Below are 15734 nucleotides of genomic sequence, written 5' to 3' on the forward strand. Positions count from 1 at the left end.
GGTGGCCAGCGGTGAGCGGTTATGGACAGGAAGGGCGTGGCGATGAGCGACCACAGGGCGCTGGTTCTCGATGAGGTCCGCAAGTACCACCAGGAGCGGGAGCAGGAGCGCGAGCCCCGCCGGGCGTTCGTCCCCGGAGTGACCGAGATCTGGCCGTCGGGCGCGGTGCTGGACGAGGACGACCGGGTGTCCCTGGTGGAGGCCGCCCTGGAGATGCGGATCGCCGCCGGGCGCAGCTCCCGGAAGTTCGAGTCGGAGTTCGCCCGCAAGCTGGGGCTGCGCAAGGCGCATCTGACGAACTCCGGCTCCTCGGCGAATCTGCTGGCCGTCGCGGCGCTGACGTCACCGCAGCTGGAGGACCGGCGGCTGCGCCCGGGGGACGAGGTGATCACCGTCGCGGCGGGGTTCCCCACCACCGTCAATCCGATCCTCCAGAACGGGCTGGTGCCGGTCTTCGTCGATGTCGACCTCGGTACGTACAACACCACCGCCGAGCGGGTCGCCGCCGCCATCGGCCCGCGCACCCGGGCCATCGTCGTCGCCCACGCGCTGGGCAATCCGTTTCCCGCGACCGAGCTGGCGGAACTCGCCGAGCGGCACGAGCTGTTCCTGATCGAGGACAACTGCGACGCGGTGGGCTCCCGCTACGACGGCCGGCTCACCGGCACCTTCGGCGATCTGACCACCGTCAGCTTCTACCCCGCGCACCACATCACGATGGGCGAGGGCGGCTGTGTGCTGACCTCGAACCTGGCGCTGGCGCGGATCGTGGAGTCACTGCGGGACTGGGGGCGGGACTGCTGGTGCGAGCCGGGCGAGTCCAACAAGTGCCTCAAGCGCTTCGACTACCAGATGGGGACGCTGCCCGCGGGCTACGACCACAAGTACATCTTCTCCCACGTCGGTTACAACCTGAAGACCACCGATCTCCAGGCGGCGCTCGGGCTGACCCAGCTGGCCAAGCTCGACGCCTTCGGCGCGGCGCGCCGCCGCAACTGGCGGCGGCTGCGCGAGGGCCTGGACGGGGTGCCGCATCTGCTGCTGCCCGAGGCCACCCCGCGCAGCGACCCCAGCTGGTTCGGGTTCGTCATCACCGTCGAGCCCGGGGCCCCGTTCGGCCGCGCCGAGCTGGTGGACTTCCTGGAGGGGCGGCGGATCGGCACCCGTCTGCTGTTCGCGGGCAACCTCACCCGCCACCCGGCGTACCGGGGGCTGACCCACCGGGTGTCCGGGGACCTCACCAACAGCGATGTGATCACCGAGCGGACCTTCTGGGTCGGGGTCTATCCCGGGCTGACCGAGGAGATGCTGGACTACGTCGTCTCGTCCATCCGCGAGTTCGTGGCGGCCCGCGGGGCCCGCGGCGCGCGGGGGACCGGCCGGGCGCGGGCACGGGCCGCGACCGGCCGGGGAGCCGAGGCGTGATGGACCTCGGCCTGGAGGGACGCACGGTCCTGGTCACCGGCGCCACCGGCGGCATCGGGCGGGCCACCGCCCGGGCCTTCGCCGAGCAGGGCGCGCGGGTGGCGGTGGCCTACCGCCACCAGCGCGAGGCGGCCGAGGCGTTCGCCGCGGAGCTCGCCGGGGAGGCCGGGGAGAAGCGGGCGTTCGCCGTGCCGTACGCGCTGGACGACCCCGCCTCGCCGCGGTGGGTGGTGGCGGCCGTGGAGCGGCGCTGGGGCGCACTGGACGTGCTGGTGGCGGGCGCCTGGCAGTGGGGGCGCCGCCGGGGGCCGCGCGAACGGTTCGAGGACGTACGGGAAGACGAGTGGCTGCCCGTCGTCTCGGACAACCTGGCCCCCGCGATCCGCACGGTCCAGTGCGCCGTGGCCGGGATGCGCGAGCGCGGCTGGGGCCGGATCGCCCTGGTGTCCTCGCACAACGCGCTGGACGGCGCGCGCGGCCAGGAGTTCTACGGCGCGGCGAAGGCCGGGCTGCACGGCCTGGCCCGGAGCCTGATGTGGGATCTGGGCGGCGACGGGGTGCTGGTCAACGTGGTGTGCCCGGGCCTGACCACGACCGACCGGGTGCTGGCCGGGCTGCCGGGCGCGGTCCGCGAGCGGGAGCTCGCCGCCACGCCCACCGGGCGGCTGAGCACCCCCGAGGACACCGCCCGCGCCCTGCTGTTCCTGTGCTCGGCGGCCAACGGCAACATCACCGGCGAGGTCCTGACGGTGTCCGGCGGGCGGTGAGCCTCTCGCTCTCTCGAACTTCCGGAGGAAGCCGTGCGTGTTCTGTTCACCACCTGGTCCTCGGGCGGGCACCTCGCCCCGATGGTGCCGCTCGCGCGGGCGTTCGTGGCGGCCGGACACCAGGTGCGGGTCGCGGTGCCGTCCGGCTGCGCCTCGGCCGTCGCCCACGCCGGTCTGATGTCCGTCCCGGTCGGCACCCTGCCCAGGGCGTCCGGGGCCGCCGCGGCGGCGCCCCGCCCCCACGGACACTGGCCCGCCGACTGGCCGTCGCGGCCCGAGTCGCTCGGCCCGGAGCAGCGTGGCATGCTCCGCGCGCTCGGCGACAAACAGGTGCGGATCGCCGAGGCGATGGCACAGGGCCTGGTGGCCTTCGCCCGCTGCTGGCAGCCCGGCCTGGTGGTGCACGACGCGAGCACCTACGCGGGCACGGTGGCCGCGGCCGCGCTGGGGGTGCCCGCGGTCGGCCAGATGTGGGGGAGCGCGGCCCTGCTCCGGCTCGACCGGCAGGATCTGCACGGCCCGCCGCTGCCCGGCTACGCCCGCCTGATGCGGCGTTACGGCGTGGAACCGGCGCGCGAGCCCGACCTGTGGCTGGACCCCTGCCCGCCCAGCCTGGCGCTGCCCTCGGCGGCGCGGCGGATGGCGGTGCGCTTCATCCCGTACGAACACGCGGGCACGCCCCAGCGGGGCGGTGGGCCTGGGTGGGGCGTTGCCGCCGCACCGCCCCGGGTCTGTGCCGCCTGGGACGACGCCGACGGCCCGCCCGAGGCCGTGCGCGACGCCCTGCGGCAGGCGGGGGCGCGGCGCGCCCCCGGGCCGCCGCACCGGCTGCCGGCGGGCTGCCGGGCCGTGCTCCACCAGGGCGGCGGCGCGGCCGTCGTGGCCGCCGCCGCGTCGGGGGTCCCGCAGCTGGTCGTCGCGCCGCGCCCGGAGCAGCAGCTCAACGGGGCACGGCTGGCGCTGGTGGGCGCCGGGCTCCTGCTGCCGCCCGACGCGCCCGCCGTCCGCGTCTCCGCCGCGCTGTCGGGCCTGCTGGAGCAGCCCTCGTACGCCTCCGCCGCGCGCGAACTGCGGGCCGAGGTCAGGTCGATGGCGGGGCCGGAAGAGGCGGTGACCTGGCTGACAAGCCCGGCACAAGCGCCCCGTGCACCATAGGCAGTCGCGACCCGAGCCCGCATCGGCAACCCCTGTTCACGTCCCACACCTGACGCACCTCGAGGAGCCGCCCCGTGCCGACCACCAGCCTGCCGACCCGCCCCGTCCTGCGGCCCCGGGAGGACCACGGGCTGTCCGCCCGCCTGGCCCGGTCGGCCGCCGCGGGCCAGGGGGTTCGCTTGCGTACCGAGGACTTCGCCGACTGGCTCGCCGCCCGCGGCAGGGCGCACGACTTCGGCGTGGACCGCATTCCGTTCGCCGAGCTGGACGGCTGGTCGTTCCACCCCGGGACCGGCGATCTGGTGCACCGCAGCGGGCGCTTCTTCACCGTGGAGGGGCTGTCCGCGGGCACCGACGAGGGCCCGTACCGCGACTGGCACCAGCCGATCATCGTCCAGCCCGAGGTGGGCATTCTGGGCATCCTGGCCAAGGAGTTCGACGGGGTCCTGCACTTCCTCATGCAGGCCAAGATGGAGCCCGGCAACCCCAATCTGCTCCAGCTGTCGCCCACCGTGCAGGCCACCCGCAGCAACTACACCAAAGTGCACAAGGGCCTGGACGTGAAGTACCTGGACTACTTCGTCCAGCCCGGGCGCGGCCGGGTCATCGCCGACGCCCTCCAGTCCGAGCACGGCTCGTGGTTCTACCGCAAGAGCAACCGCAACATGATCGTCGAGGCGCTGGACGACGTCCCGCCGGACGACGACTTCTGCTGGCTGACCCTGGGCCAGATCAACCAGCTGCTGCACCGGGACCTGGTCGTCAACATGGACGCGCGCACCGTGCTGTCCTGCATGCCGGAGTACGGGCGCGACACCGGGACCGAGCACGGCCCGAGCGCCGGGGACCGGGCGCTGCACAGCGACGCCGAACTTCGGTCCTGGTTCACCGGCGAGCGCTCCCGGCGCGAGCTGCGCGCCGAGCGGGTCCCGCTCGCCTCGGTGCCCGGCTGGGTGCGCGGGGAGATGTCCGTCGACCATGAAGAGGGCCGGTACTTCAAGGTCGTGGCGGTGTCGGTGCGGGCCGCCAGCCGCGAGGTGAGCAAGTGGACCCAGCCGCTGTTCGAGCCGGTGGGCGCCGGGGTCACGGCGTTCGTGGCGCGGCGGATCGGCGGCGTGCTGCACGTACTCGCCCACGCGCGCGTCGAGGGCGGCTTCCTCGACACGGTCGAGCTCGGCCCCACCGTCCAGTGCACCCCGGGGAACTGGGACCAGCTGCCCGCCGCGGACCGGCCGCCCTTCCTCGACCTGGTGCTCGACCCCCGCGGTGGCCGGGTGCGGTACGACGCGGTGCACTCGGAGGAGGGCGGGCGGTTCCTGAACGCGGAGAGCCACACTCTGGTCGTGGAGGCCGAGGACGCCCCGCTGGACCCGCCCCCCGGATACCGCTGGGTCACCCCGGCCCAGCTGCGCGGCCTGGTCCGGCACGGCCACTACGTCAACGTCCAGGCGCGTACGCTGCTGGCCTGTCTGGGAGCGATGGGAGAGGGAGGCCGATGAGCGACGCCGTGCTGCGGGTGGGGGTGCTGGGCTGCGCCGGCATCGCCCGCCGCCGGATGCTGCCGGCCATGACGGCCGCGCCCGGCATCGAGGTCGTGGCGGTCGCCAGCCGGGACGCGGCCAAGGCCGCGGAGACGGCGCGGACATACGGCTGCCGCCCGGTGACCGGCTACCCGGAGCTGCTGGCGCTGGACGAGGTGGACGCGGTGTACGTACCGCTGCCCGCCGCCCTGCACGAGCGCTGGGTGGCGGCCGCGCTGCGCGCGGGCAAGCACGTGCTGGCGGAGAAGCCGCTCACCACCGACCGGGCGCGCACCGCCGAGCTGCTGACCCTGGCCCACGGGCTCGGCCTGGTGCTGATGGAGAACGTGATGTTCGTCCACCACGGCCAGCACGAGGTCGTGCGCACGGCGCTCGCCGAGGGCGCGATCGGCGAACTGCGCGCGATGCACGCCGCGTTCGCCATCCCCCGGCTCCAGGACGCCGACATCCGCTACGACGCCGACCTCGGCGGCGGCGCACTGTGGGACGTCGGCGTGTATCCGGTGCGCGCGGCGCTGCACTTCCTGGGCCCGGAGCTGCGGGTCGCGGGCGCGGTGCTCACCGAGGGCGACGGCCGGCGGGTCGACACCTCCGGGGCCGCCGTGCTGCACACGCCCGAGGGCGTCACCGCCCAGCTGACCTTCGGCCTCGACCACCCGTATGTGGCCACCTACGAACTGTGGGGCACGGAGGGCCGGTTGACCGTGGAGCGCGCCTTCACCCCGCCCGCCGACTTCCGGCCCCAGGTCCGGCTGCGGCGCGCCGACGGCGCGCAGGAGCTGCCGCTGGCCTGCGACGACCAGGTGGCGAACACCCTCGCCGCCTTCGTACGCGCCGTCCGGGACGCCCAGGGCGGCGAGGAGGCACGGGACGGCCGGGCCGACGTGCTGCGCCAGGCGGAACTGCTGGAGGAGATCCGGGAGGCGGCGGGGTTGGCGGCCTCAGACCTGGGCGTCCGCCGCGAGGACGGTGAACGCTGACCAGGCTTCGCGAGACACCACGAGCGAGCCTATCTGTGTGTCCTTGGAGTCCCGGACGTGGACCACGTCGGGGCGGATGGCGACCTCGACGCAGTTGCCGCCCCCACCGCCGCTGTAGCTGCTCTTGAACCAGTCCAGTTCAGTGGTGCTCATAGCGCTCCTCGCATCTGCTCGATCAGGCTCGTGGTGGCCTGACGACCCAGAGCCTGTGAGCGCATCTTGCCATAGCGCTGAAGCATGGCACTGACGGATTTCGGGTCGGTGATCAGCATGCTGGCGTCGTGTGCTTCTACGTAGCCGACCCAACGGTTGTCCGCGGTTTCGGCAAGGTACATCGGCCCCTCGAAACCGGAATGGTCCTCCTGCCGCAGAGGCATGACCTGGATCTCCACGTTGCGGTGGCACCCCTGCTCCAGCAGGTGGTCGTACAGTGCCTCGGTGACGTCAACGCCGCCGAACCGGCGCTCCAGTAGGGCCTGTTCGATGATGAAGGAGAACGTTGTGTTCGGGCGCTCCGTAAGGAGTTGCTGCCTCGCCAGGCGAGCAGCCACCTGGTTCTCGAACTGCTCCTCTGTGAGTGGAGGAAGGCGACGTTCGAAGATCTCTCGGATGTACGGCTCGGGCTGCAACAGCCCCGGTACGACGCTCGATTCGTACGCATACAGCGACACCGCCTCCTCCTCGATGCCCGCCCACTGCTGGAACCACGACGCCAGCCCCGCCTTGCGCGTCAGGCTGCGTGCCGCAGCCGCCAGGACGCGGGCGGCCGTCGCGCCCAGCACCTCCTCCGAGCGATCGATGAGGTCCCTCGGCGGGAACCGCCTCCCCTGCTCGATCTTGGCGATGTAGGGCGCCGAGTACTGCACCTGTGGTGCGAACTCTTCCTGCGTCAGCCTCGCCTCCTCCCGCAACGCCTTCAAAACCGCGCCAAAGGTCTTGAGACTGTCCGACATCTCAGGTTCGCTGGTGTTGCCGCCGTTGTCCGCCGCCATCGCCGCGTCGCCTCCTGTGTACCCCCGCGCCGTTCCGATCAACTCCTCATACTCACAGAAAGTCACTGACCCAGTCCACGGAGTGAACTAATACAGACCGCTCTGGGTGGGTGTCATGCCTGTGTAGCGACGCCCCATTGCCACAACGCTTCCGCCATGACAGCTCCACAGGCCCAAGTGCCTGTCACCGTACGTACGTTCGCACAGCGTTTCTCCGCCACCCGCCGTGGCGCCCGGCTGGCCCGGCTCCTGGCCGCGCATCAGCTCGTTGCCTGGGGGATCCCCCGGGGCAGTAGCGGCTTCGAGGCTGCTGCCCTGGTCGTCGCAGAGCTGGCCGCCAACGCCGTGGTGCACGGCCTCGTCCCGGGGCGGGACTTCGCGCTGCTGCTCCGGTACGACGACGAGACCGGCGTCGTGCGGATCGAGGTGTCGGACACGCACGACAGGCAGCCCGCGCGGCTCGTGCCCGAGCGGGACGACGAGCACGGCAGGGGCCTGCTCCTGGTCGATGCGTTCGCCGACCGCTGGGGTGTGCGGGAACGCCAGGGGCCCGGGAAGACGGTGTGGGCCGAGGTAACCGCACCACGCCAGCGGGATGAGCCGACGACGCACGGCACCGGGGCGCTCGTGGAACGGTCAGGCTGAGCGGGGTTGCTCGCGCCGGGCTGACCTCGGTACGGCGACCAGCGATCTTCCCGGAACGTGTATCGCGGACGTATCGAATATCGCATACGCCACCGCAACAGTCTCCCGTCTTCAGTGGAGTCATGGACCACAGTGCATCAACGGTCCGTTCGTCCATCGGGAAAGGACTGTGATCATGGGCTCGGATTCCGTACGCGGCGTCAACCGGCGGCAGCTGCTCGGGTGGGGCGGGGTGGCGGCCGCCGGGGTGGTGGCAGGCGCGTCGCTGGTGGACGCCCAGCCCAGCCACGCCGACCAGGCCTCAACCGACCCGATCCCGCCAGACACCCGGCCTGGCGGAGCCTACGACCGGTATGTGGCGAAGTTGGCCGCCGAGGGCAAGTTCTCCGGCGTGGTGCTGTTGTCGCACCGGGGCCAGACGGTGCTGTCCCGCAGCTACGGCATGGCCGACAAGGAGAAGGGGATCGCCAACCACGAGGGCGTCGCGTTCAGCCTCAGTTCGGCGGGCAAGCCGTTCGGCGCGGTGGCCATCTTGCAGTTGGCGCAGCAGGGCAAGGTGAAGCTGTCGGACACGGTGGGCACCCATCTGAAGGGCTTCGCCAAGGAGATCGCCGAGCAGGTGACCATCCACCACGTGTTGTCCGGCACCTCCGGGCTCGACAGCCCGGATGACGACGTGAAACGTGTCTTCCAAAGCCGGGATGAGGTGCACGAGTACTACGAGCAGCGGGCCCGGCAGGCGAAACTGGTGGGCGCCCCGGGTTCTCCTGACGCCGCCCATGAGGAGGCGGAGGTCACCATTTCCGCGCTGATCGTGGAGGCCGTGACCGGCAAGACGTACTGGGACTACGTGCAGGAGAACATCTTCGGGCGCTGCAACATGACCGGCTCGGGGTTCTACACCAGGCCGCAGTGGCTCACCGACGGGCACATCGCGCACCCCTACATGGAACTGGCCGACGGCAGCGTGGTGGACGCCGTCCGCAACCTGGACAAGAGCAGCCCGGACCCGAACGTACTCGGCAAAAATCCGGGCCGCGCCTTCATCGATGCCCCCGGGGACGGTGGCTTCGCCACCGCGCCGGATCTGGTCCGGTTCGCGCGCGCCTTGGGCGACGGAACGGTGCTGGACCGGCCCTGGGCCGACGTGCTCACTGCCGCCAAGGTCCCCCATGGACCGGCGTCGTTCGGGGCGTACGGGATTCCGGTCTCCATCGTCAACGGCCAGTGGAACTACCAGCGCGCCGGCGGCAACCCCGGTGTCAGCGCCAACTGGGACATCTACCCGTACTCCGGCTGGGTCGGCGTCATCCTCAGCAACCGCGACGGCGTGCCGCTCCAGGAGATGATCGGGCAGGAGATGCAGGCCATCACCGGGGCCCCGGTCGGCGGGGGATCGGGTGGCTGAGCTACCGGGGGGTGCGAGCGCGTACGGTTCCTATCGAGGCGATGAACGTACAGTCCCCGAAAACGCGACTGGGGTTTCTCGGATAACCGAGAAACCCCAGGTCAGTGACTCTAGGAGCCAAGGTGCGCCGCCAGGGACTCGAACCCCGGACCCGCTGATTAAGAGTCAGCTGCTCTAACCAACTGAGCTAGCGGCGCCTGCTGACGTAGGAGACCTTAGCACCCGGATCCGGCGGAGAGAAAATCGATATCCCTCACCCCGGAAAAACGGCGGGTGTGCTGGTCACAGTGGTGCGGCCGAGCAACTGGGAGGCCGCGCGGGCCGCCCGAACGCACGCCCACAGCAGCGCCTCGGGGCCGGGTAGCCAGGGCCGCCGGACGTCGGGGGCGACCAGCCACCGGCCGGTGGCGGCGGCGGGCGTCTCCTCGGGGTAGGGCGGCGGGACGGTCACCGCGTCACCCCAGCCGTAGCAGAGCAGCGGCGGGGCGGACGCCGCCCACTCCTCCCAGCCGAGCAGCGCGGAGAGGCGCCGGGCCGCGCCCGGGGCGGCGAACAGCTGGACGCGGCCACGCCCGGTCGCGACCGGGCCGGTGCCCGGCCCGTCGGTCCATAACCGGCTCACCACCCGGCGGCCGAAGAGGGCGTCCATGCTGACCACGTCGAAGACGGTGCCGCACGGCAGCGTGACGGGCATGGTGGGGCGCTGCGCCCACAGCGCGTGCACGCTGCGGGGGCAGGCGCTGGCGGAGGCGAGCCAGTCCGCTCCGGCGGGGGTGACATAGGCGGCGGCGTGATGTGAGTCCCGAGGCCATGTGGTCATGTTTCTACACTTACCGGTGGAGGTGATTACTTAGGGGAATGAGGTAAAACCGGTACGTGACGATGAGGGGTGCGGTATCTTCCGCCCGCATATGCCAGCGGCCCCTTTATGGCCCCATGGCGGCCACGCGATGGCGGCCCTGCGTACGGCGAAAGATCGTCGCGGTCGGTCCGTCGCGAACACTGTCGCGATCAGTCCGTCGCGTCGCCGCCCCGCATCAGCTCGCGGCCGAATTCGACCATCTTCTTGGCGTAGTCCTCGGTCCACTCCGCGCGCTCGGCGATCACGGCCGGGGTGAGCCGGTCGAACCGCCGGGGATCGGCGAGCTGGGCCGCCGCCATCGCCTGGAACTCCATCGCGCGGTCGGCCGCCGCGCGGAAGGCGAGCACCAGCTCGGTGGAGCGGGACAGCAGCTCACGAGGGTCCTCTATCGACTCCAGATCGAAGAAGTGCGCCTCGTCCGTGGCGGCCGCGATGGGTTCGAACAGCAGGGGTGCGGGTTTCAGCCGCCGGGGCGCGGTGCCGTGCGGGCCTTGAGCCGAATGCGGCTCGGGCATGTGATCTCTCCTCGTGAGTCCTCGGACCCGTTGGGGCCTTATCGGCCGTGCTGTCTCGTTCTCTCCCCCCATTGTCTCGCGTTGGGCAAGAGCGCCTCAGGACATACCCGATGGCCGCCAGCTCACACGGTGTTCGGCCAGATGAGCCAGGACCGCGTGGTTGGCCTCCCAACCGTCAGGAAACTTCACCGTCACGCCCAGCTGCACCGGCTCCGTCGACGGGTGCTCGTCCAGCAGCTCGGCCACGCCCGCCCGGCACACCACGACGCACGCGTGCCGGTGGCGCGAGGCCAGCACGCACAGCCGGCCGGTCTCCAGATGGAACTCCGTGGCGTCCGGCCGCCCCGACAGCGGGTGCAGCACCACCGTCACATCGAACTCACGCCCCTGGAGGCGGTTGGCCGTGTCGACGGTGACCCCCGTCACCCCCAGGTCGGCCAGCGCCGCCCGGACCGCCGCCGCCTGGTCCCGGTGCGCGGTGCCCACCGCGATCCGGTCCGCCGTCAGCGGCACCGGGTCCGGTGAGCGCTCGCTGACCGCGGCCCCGCCCCGGTCCAGCAGCCGCCGCACCACCAGGGCCACGGCGCCCACCGCCTCCGGGTCGGTGCGCGGCGTCCGCCGGGCGGGCAGCTCCAGCAGCCCCCACCCGGACTCGGCGGCCTCGTCCAGCACCCGGTCCGGGCCCGAGCCGTCGGAGGGGACGCCGAAGCTCAGCCGCCGGTCGCCGTGGTCGGTGCCGCTGCGGAAGGGCGTGTACGGGTAGAACGCGTCCGAGACCAGCGGCGCGGCGGAGGCGGGCAGCCGCCAGGAGACCGGCAGCCGGTGCTGCGGCAGGTGGGGGTTGTGCGCGAGCAGCGTGGTCACCGCGCTCGCCGACGGGTCGTACGACAGGCCCGCCCACTGCTCAGAGCCCACCACGCTGAACGGGTCCAGCTGCCCGGGGTCGCCCACGAACAGCGCCCGCTCGAAGAGGCCCGCGACGGCCAGCAGCGCGTCCGACCGCATCTGGTACGCCTCGTCGACGATCGCGTGCCGCCAGGGCTCCACGTTCTTGACGTGCGCCCACTTCGCGGCCGTGGAGACCACGATGTCGAGCCCGGCGAGGTCCGCGACCTTGGCCGACATACGGACGGCCGGGTGCCCGTCGAGCACCGGGTCGTACGGGTGCGGCTCGCTGCTGTGCAGCCGCCCCACGGGCAGCTGAGGGTCCTCCCGGGCCAGCCGGTCCACCAGGTCGTCCACCTGGGCGTTGGTCTGCGCGACCACCATCAGCGGCCGCCCGGCCGCCGCGAGCTCACGGGCCGCGCGCACCACCAGCGTCGACTTGCCCGCGCCGGGCGGGGAGTCCACGACCACGCCCCGGTGGGGGCCGTGCAGCGTGTCGCGCAGGATCGCGTCCGTCGCGCGGGCGGCGGCCGCCCCCGGGTCGAAGGCCGGGGCGGCGCCCCCTGCGGCCGGGTTCGGGGCGGTCACAGGAGGTCCTCCTCGGTCACCGGGTCGGGGGCCTGCGCGGCGGCCGCGTCGGGCGGGCCGCCGTGGGTCCAGGGCGTGGCCTCCGGGTCGGGCAGCTCCGGGCCGCCGCGCGGCGCGTGCTCGAACAGGGTCCAGCACACCAGGTCGCCCGGCTCCGGAACCGACCCGGGCTCGGGGGTCTTGCCCCGCCCCATGCCGCCGGTCAGCCGCACCACCAGCCCGCCTTCAGCACCCTCATCAGGGTCGTCGGGCGGCTCCGCGTGGCCCGCGAACTCCCCGGTCTGCGTCCTGCCGTCGGCCGTCGCCCGGTACAGCTTCACGCCCACACCCAGGTAGGGCCGGTCCCCGGTGCGGACCGTGACCAGCGGGCGCGGGCGCGGGACCCTAGCCTCCGACCAGGCCATGACCACCTCGGTGACCTCACCGGCGAACGCCTCCCCGGCCAGCCGCCGCCCCGCCATCACCAGCGGGTCGTCCAGCGCCTCCTGCGCCTCCAGCTGCGCCTGCGCGGTCTCGCGGGCGGCCAGCTTCTGCGCGGCGGTCACCGCGTCGTCCCGCTTGGGCTGCGGCGGCTCCCCGGCGCGCACCCGGTCCCGGTGGCCGGTGTACGACCAGCGGTCCCGCTTCCAGCGGTCGGCCACCCGCGCCCCCTCCGGGAGGTCGCGCAGCAGGTCGAGGCCGTGCCACACCGCGTCCCAGGTGGGCCGCAGCTGTGCGGCGATCAGCTCCCGGATCTCGGCCTCGGCGCGGTGCAGCTCGGCTTGGTGCCGTTCCGCGCGGGCGCCGTCCACGGCGCCGGCGGCCGCCATGCGCGCCGCGTCGTAGCGGGCCATCGCGGGGGCCAGCAGCTTGTTGTCGAAGGCCGGGTCGGTGGCGGGGCCCGCGGGCGGGCACAACAGCTGTCCGGCCGCGTCCCGCTCCGACTCGGCGCGCAGCGCCGCCGCGTCCCCCCGCGCCCCGTCCGGCGGGTCGATCCAGGCCAGCAGCGCGCCCAGGTGCTGGTCCTCCAGATTGGACTGCCCGGTCGCCCAGTGGCGGGTCAGCAGGTCCGTCATCGACTGGAGCAGCGACGAGCCGGGCACCCGGGACCGCTCCCCGTAGTGCGTCAGCCACCGCCCGAGCAGCGGCACCCGCGCGGGCGCCGGGAAGGGCGTCTCCGGGTCCTGCTCGGCCGTCCGCCGGAACCGCATCGACCGGCCGAGCAGCCGTACGAACTCCACGCCCGGGCCGCTGGGCACCAGCAGCTGCGGGGCGTCCGCACACAGCTCGACCTGGACCGGCACCTTCTGCCCGGTCTCCGGGTCGGTCTCCTTGCGCTCCTCCAGATCGACGTCGTCCGCGTACGAGTCCAGATGCGGCAGCACCACCTCCGCCAGCTCGGCGAGGAACGCGAACCGCAGGTCGCGGTCGCGCGGCTGCGCCACGGCCAGCAGCCGCGGGGCGTCCCGCTCGGTCCCCACCAGCGCGCCCAGCGGGGCACCGGCCTCGCCCGCGGTGGTCAGCGGCACGAAGACCAGCGGCCGGTCGGACAGATGGCGGTGGCGGACCGTCGCGACGGGCCGCGCCCGCCCGTCCCGGACGGCCTCCATCCGGGCCAGGGTCGTGATCAGCGACACGCCGCCTCCCGGGCGGGCGGCGGCACGGCGCCGAGCGCCTCGGCGCGCAGGGCGGCCGCGCGGCGCAGCGCGTCGACCGCGGGGTCGCCGGTGGGCGGGGCGGGGCGGTCGGCGCCGGCGGCCTCGCCGAGGGCGGCCGCGAGCACCGCCTCGATGGTCGTCAGCCCGCCCAGCTCGCCCCGGACGCCACGGCCCAGCGACTCCACGCCGCCCGCCGCCCGGCACCGCGCCCGGCAGTGGACGGCCAGCTCGCACGCGGACAGGCACTCCGGGGCGTAGGCCGCGTCCACCGCCTCCACGGCGGCGGCCAGCTCCTCGGTCGGCCGGGTCACGGTGCGGCCGTCGTCCGCGAGCCGCAGATCGAAGGTGAGGCCCTCGGGGAGCGCTGCGGCGATCTCGTCGATCCGGGTGAGCCTGGTCAGCTGCCGCCGGGTGACGGCCAGCTGCTTGCGCACGTCCACCAGCTCCGCGGTGGGGAGGTTGGAGAAGTCCTTGGGGCACACCAGCAGCACCTCGTGCCGCACCCGGGCGCGCGCCCGGGCCGGTGCCGGGGCCTGCGGGGCCTCCGCGGCCTCGTCGGAGACGTCGGTGATCCGCGCGGCCACCCGCTCCAGGGCCAGCGCGTACACCGCGGCCTGCCGCGCCGCCGCGCCCACCTTGGCCGGGTCAGCCGAGCCGTCCACCATGGGGAAGGACTTGATCTCGACGACCGTCCAGGAGCCGTCGGGGTGCACCACGACCGCGTCCGGCTCCAGGAAGGCGGGGGAGCCGGCGATGTCCAGGCTCACCATCGGGTGGTCGAGCAGCGCCCAGCGCCCCGCGGCCGTGGCCTCCCGCAGGGCCAGCGCGGTGCGCGCGGTGCGCCCCTGCGGGCCGACCGCGGCCAGGTCGGGGACGTCGGTGGTGCCCGGCTCGGGCGCGGGCGAGCCGTCGCGCAGCCGCTCGTGGAGGAGGCGCAGCAGCGCCTCGCCGCCGTCCGTCTTGGCCCGGGCCTCGAAGGTGTTGCCCCGCTGGTGCGCGAACTGGGACTGCCCGAAGGAGCCGGGAGACCCCAGCGCCTGGGCGAGCGCGAGCTTGTCCACCCCCGCGCCGTCCAGCAGCGCGCGGCGGCGGCAGCCGGGGTTGGCGGCCAGCGCGGCCAGCGCGCGGGCGTCCAGGGGGTGCGGGGAGGCGGCCGGGCCGCGCAGCTCAGCGAGCCGCTGCCGCAGCGCTGTCCCCGGCAGTGGCGGTCTTGCCGCCGGTGCCGCTGCGGACGCCCGCCCCGGCCCCCCTGCCGCCGCCGTCGCCGCTCGCGCTTCCGTCCGCGTCCCTGCCCTGCTGTCGAGGGATCCGTTCCCGTTCACGCGCCGAAGTCTCGCACTTGTCACTGACATTCGAGGCGACATTGAGGTTTGAGGCGCCATTTGCGGCGGTAGCGACGCCGGTTGTTCCGGTGGCCGCGGCGGCCTTCTCGGGCAGGCGGTTCGCGCCGAGACGGGCCCGGATCAGGCCCGCGACGCGCAGCCCGGGCTTGGCCAGCAGCAGCCCGACGCCCATGACGGCCGCACCGGCGACCGCGTCGAGGAAGTAGTGGTTCGCGGTGCCCATCACCACGATGGCGATGGTCAGCGGATAGCCGATGGCCACGGCCTTGGCCCACACCGAACGCCCGTGCCGCCACAGCACCACCCCGCACCACAGCGCCCACCCCACATGGAGGCTGGGCATGGCCGCGTACTGGTTGGTGAGCCCGCCGAGCCCGCGCGGCGCGCTCGCCTCGCCGCCCCACCAGCCGTAGGAGCTGTACTGCGCCATGGTGTCGACGAAGCCGTGGCCCGCCTCCAGCAGCCGGGGCGGACAGGTCGGCATCAGCGTGAAGCCGACCAGCCCGATGAGCGTGGAGACCAGCAGCCAGGTGCGCATCAGCCGGTAGTCGGCGGCGCGGTGGCGCTTCCACAGCCAGACCAGGATCGCGGGGGTGACCACGTAGTGCAGCGAGGCGTACGCGAAGTCGGCGGGTATGCCTATCAGCTTGTGGGCGGTGAATATGTCGTTGAGCGGTGTCTCGAAGTCGATGTTCAACCGCTGCTCGAGGTGGAGTATCCCCAGGCCGTGGTCGACGGCGGTGGTCACGTCGCCCCGGGCCAGCAGCCGGCCGGCCGAGTACGCCGCGTACACCACGGCTATCAGGGGCAGTTCGGTCCACCAACGTGGCCGACTGCCCTGCCATGTTCCGGCACGGGGCGCGGTCTGGGGCATCCGGACGCTCTCCAAAAAATCAGGCGGCCACGAAATGGCGCGCGGTCAACCGTACGGTGTAGGCAAGGCGGCTTGCGCACCGCCCCCGGGATGCGTCCGGAAAGCGTGGGTCGCCGC

15 protein-coding genes and 1 tRNA gene are annotated in these 15734 nt (G+C 73.3%); 7 read left to right on the forward strand and 9 right to left on the reverse strand.

Going from position 1 to position 15734, the window contains the following annotated elements; translation table 11 throughout:
* Positions 1–42 precede the first annotated feature (42 nt).
* The 5 genes from rfbH (at position 43) to ABTY62_RS40860 (ending at position 5868) form a co-directional block, all read left to right on the forward strand.
* A complete protein-coding gene (rfbH, locus tag ABTY62_RS40840; RefSeq protein WP_352134439.1) occupies positions 43–1425 on the forward strand; it encodes a lipopolysaccharide biosynthesis protein RfbH in 1383 nt (460 codons plus the stop codon).
* Positions 1425–2192: an SDR family NAD(P)-dependent oxidoreductase gene (locus ABTY62_RS40845; protein ID WP_352134481.1), complete on the forward strand. Its 768-nt coding sequence runs from the start codon at positions 1425–1427 to the stop codon at positions 2190–2192. The genes rfbH and ABTY62_RS40845 overlap by 1 nt, the downstream gene beginning before the upstream one ends.
* A gap of 33 nt (positions 2193–2225) precedes the next feature.
* A complete protein-coding gene (locus ABTY62_RS40850) occupies positions 2226–3347 on the forward strand; it encodes a nucleotide disphospho-sugar-binding domain-containing protein (protein WP_352134440.1) in 1122 nt (373 codons plus the stop codon).
* A 74-nt stretch (positions 3348–3421) separates the two neighbouring features.
* A complete protein-coding gene (locus ABTY62_RS40855) occupies positions 3422–4846 on the forward strand; it encodes an NDP-hexose 2,3-dehydratase family protein (RefSeq protein ID WP_352134441.1) in 1425 nt (474 codons plus the stop codon).
* Complete coding sequence (locus tag ABTY62_RS40860; RefSeq protein WP_352134442.1) at positions 4843–5868, forward strand: Gfo/Idh/MocA family protein; 1026 nt, start codon at positions 4843–4845, stop codon at positions 5866–5868. The genes ABTY62_RS40855 and ABTY62_RS40860 overlap by 4 nt, the downstream gene beginning before the upstream one ends.
* On the opposite strand, the gene ABTY62_RS40865 is transcribed toward ABTY62_RS40860, so the two are convergent.
* Positions 5830–6021, reverse strand: a complete 192-nt coding sequence (locus ABTY62_RS40865) for a DUF397 domain-containing protein (protein WP_089512974.1) — start codon at positions 6019–6021, stop codon at positions 5830–5832. The two genes, ABTY62_RS40860 and ABTY62_RS40865, sit on opposite strands and share 39 nt — an antisense overlap.
* Positions 6018–6860, reverse strand: coding sequence for a helix-turn-helix domain-containing protein (locus ABTY62_RS40870; protein WP_352134443.1), 843 nt, complete (start codon positions 6858–6860; stop codon positions 6018–6020). Before ABTY62_RS40870 ends, ABTY62_RS40865 begins: the two co-directional genes overlap by 4 nt.
* 156 nt (positions 6861–7016) lie before the next feature.
* On the opposite strand from ABTY62_RS40870, the gene ABTY62_RS40875 reads away from it, so the two are divergent.
* Both ABTY62_RS40875 and ABTY62_RS40880 read left to right on the forward strand, forming a co-directional pair.
* The gene (locus tag ABTY62_RS40875; protein WP_352134444.1) at positions 7017–7505 is read left to right on the forward strand and encodes an ATP-binding protein; all 489 of its coding nucleotides are present in this window, start codon (positions 7017–7019) and stop codon (positions 7503–7505) included.
* A gap of 175 nt (positions 7506–7680) precedes the next feature.
* Positions 7681–8913 (forward strand): serine hydrolase domain-containing protein, encoded by a 1233-nt coding sequence (locus ABTY62_RS40880; protein WP_352134445.1) that lies wholly within the window; start codon positions 7681–7683, stop codon positions 8911–8913.
* Between the two features lie 123 nt (positions 8914–9036).
* On the opposite strand, the gene ABTY62_RS40885 is transcribed toward ABTY62_RS40880, so the two are convergent.
* From ABTY62_RS40885 to ABTY62_RS40915, 7 genes are all read right to left on the reverse strand, one after another.
* A tRNA-Lys gene (locus tag ABTY62_RS40885) sits at positions 9037–9110 on the reverse strand.
* Positions 9111–9166: 56 nt separating this feature from the next.
* Positions 9167–9733, reverse strand: coding sequence for a bifunctional DNA primase/polymerase (locus tag ABTY62_RS40890; RefSeq protein WP_352134446.1), 567 nt, complete (start codon positions 9731–9733; stop codon positions 9167–9169).
* A gap of 191 nt (positions 9734–9924) precedes the next feature.
* Positions 9925–10290 carry a DUF8844 domain-containing protein gene (locus ABTY62_RS40895; protein WP_352134447.1) on the reverse strand — a complete coding sequence of 122 codons (366 nt, stop codon included), beginning with the start codon at positions 10288–10290 and terminating at the stop codon, positions 9925–9927.
* 96 nt (positions 10291–10386) lie between these two features.
* Positions 10387–11763: an AAA domain-containing protein gene (locus tag ABTY62_RS40900; RefSeq protein ID WP_352134448.1), complete on the reverse strand. Its 1377-nt coding sequence runs from the start codon at positions 11761–11763 to the stop codon at positions 10387–10389.
* Positions 11760–13379, reverse strand: coding sequence for a hypothetical protein (locus ABTY62_RS40905; protein WP_352134449.1), 1620 nt, complete (start codon positions 13377–13379; stop codon positions 11760–11762). Before ABTY62_RS40905 ends, ABTY62_RS40900 begins: the two co-directional genes overlap by 4 nt.
* A complete protein-coding gene (locus ABTY62_RS40910; RefSeq protein ID WP_352134482.1) occupies positions 13370–14602 on the reverse strand; it encodes a hypothetical protein in 1233 nt (410 codons plus the stop codon). The genes ABTY62_RS40905 and ABTY62_RS40910 overlap by 10 nt, the downstream gene beginning before the upstream one ends.
* Positions 14568–15617: a phosphatase PAP2 family protein gene (locus ABTY62_RS40915; RefSeq protein WP_352134450.1), complete on the reverse strand. Its 1050-nt coding sequence runs from the start codon at positions 15615–15617 to the stop codon at positions 14568–14570. Before ABTY62_RS40915 ends, ABTY62_RS40910 begins: the two co-directional genes overlap by 35 nt.
* Between the last annotated feature and the right edge of the window lie 117 nt (positions 15618–15734).

Origin of the sequence: Streptomyces sp. NPDC097640, from assembly GCF_040302705.1 — a bacterium.
GTDB lineage: Bacteria > Actinomycetota > Actinomycetes > Streptomycetales > Streptomycetaceae > Streptomyces.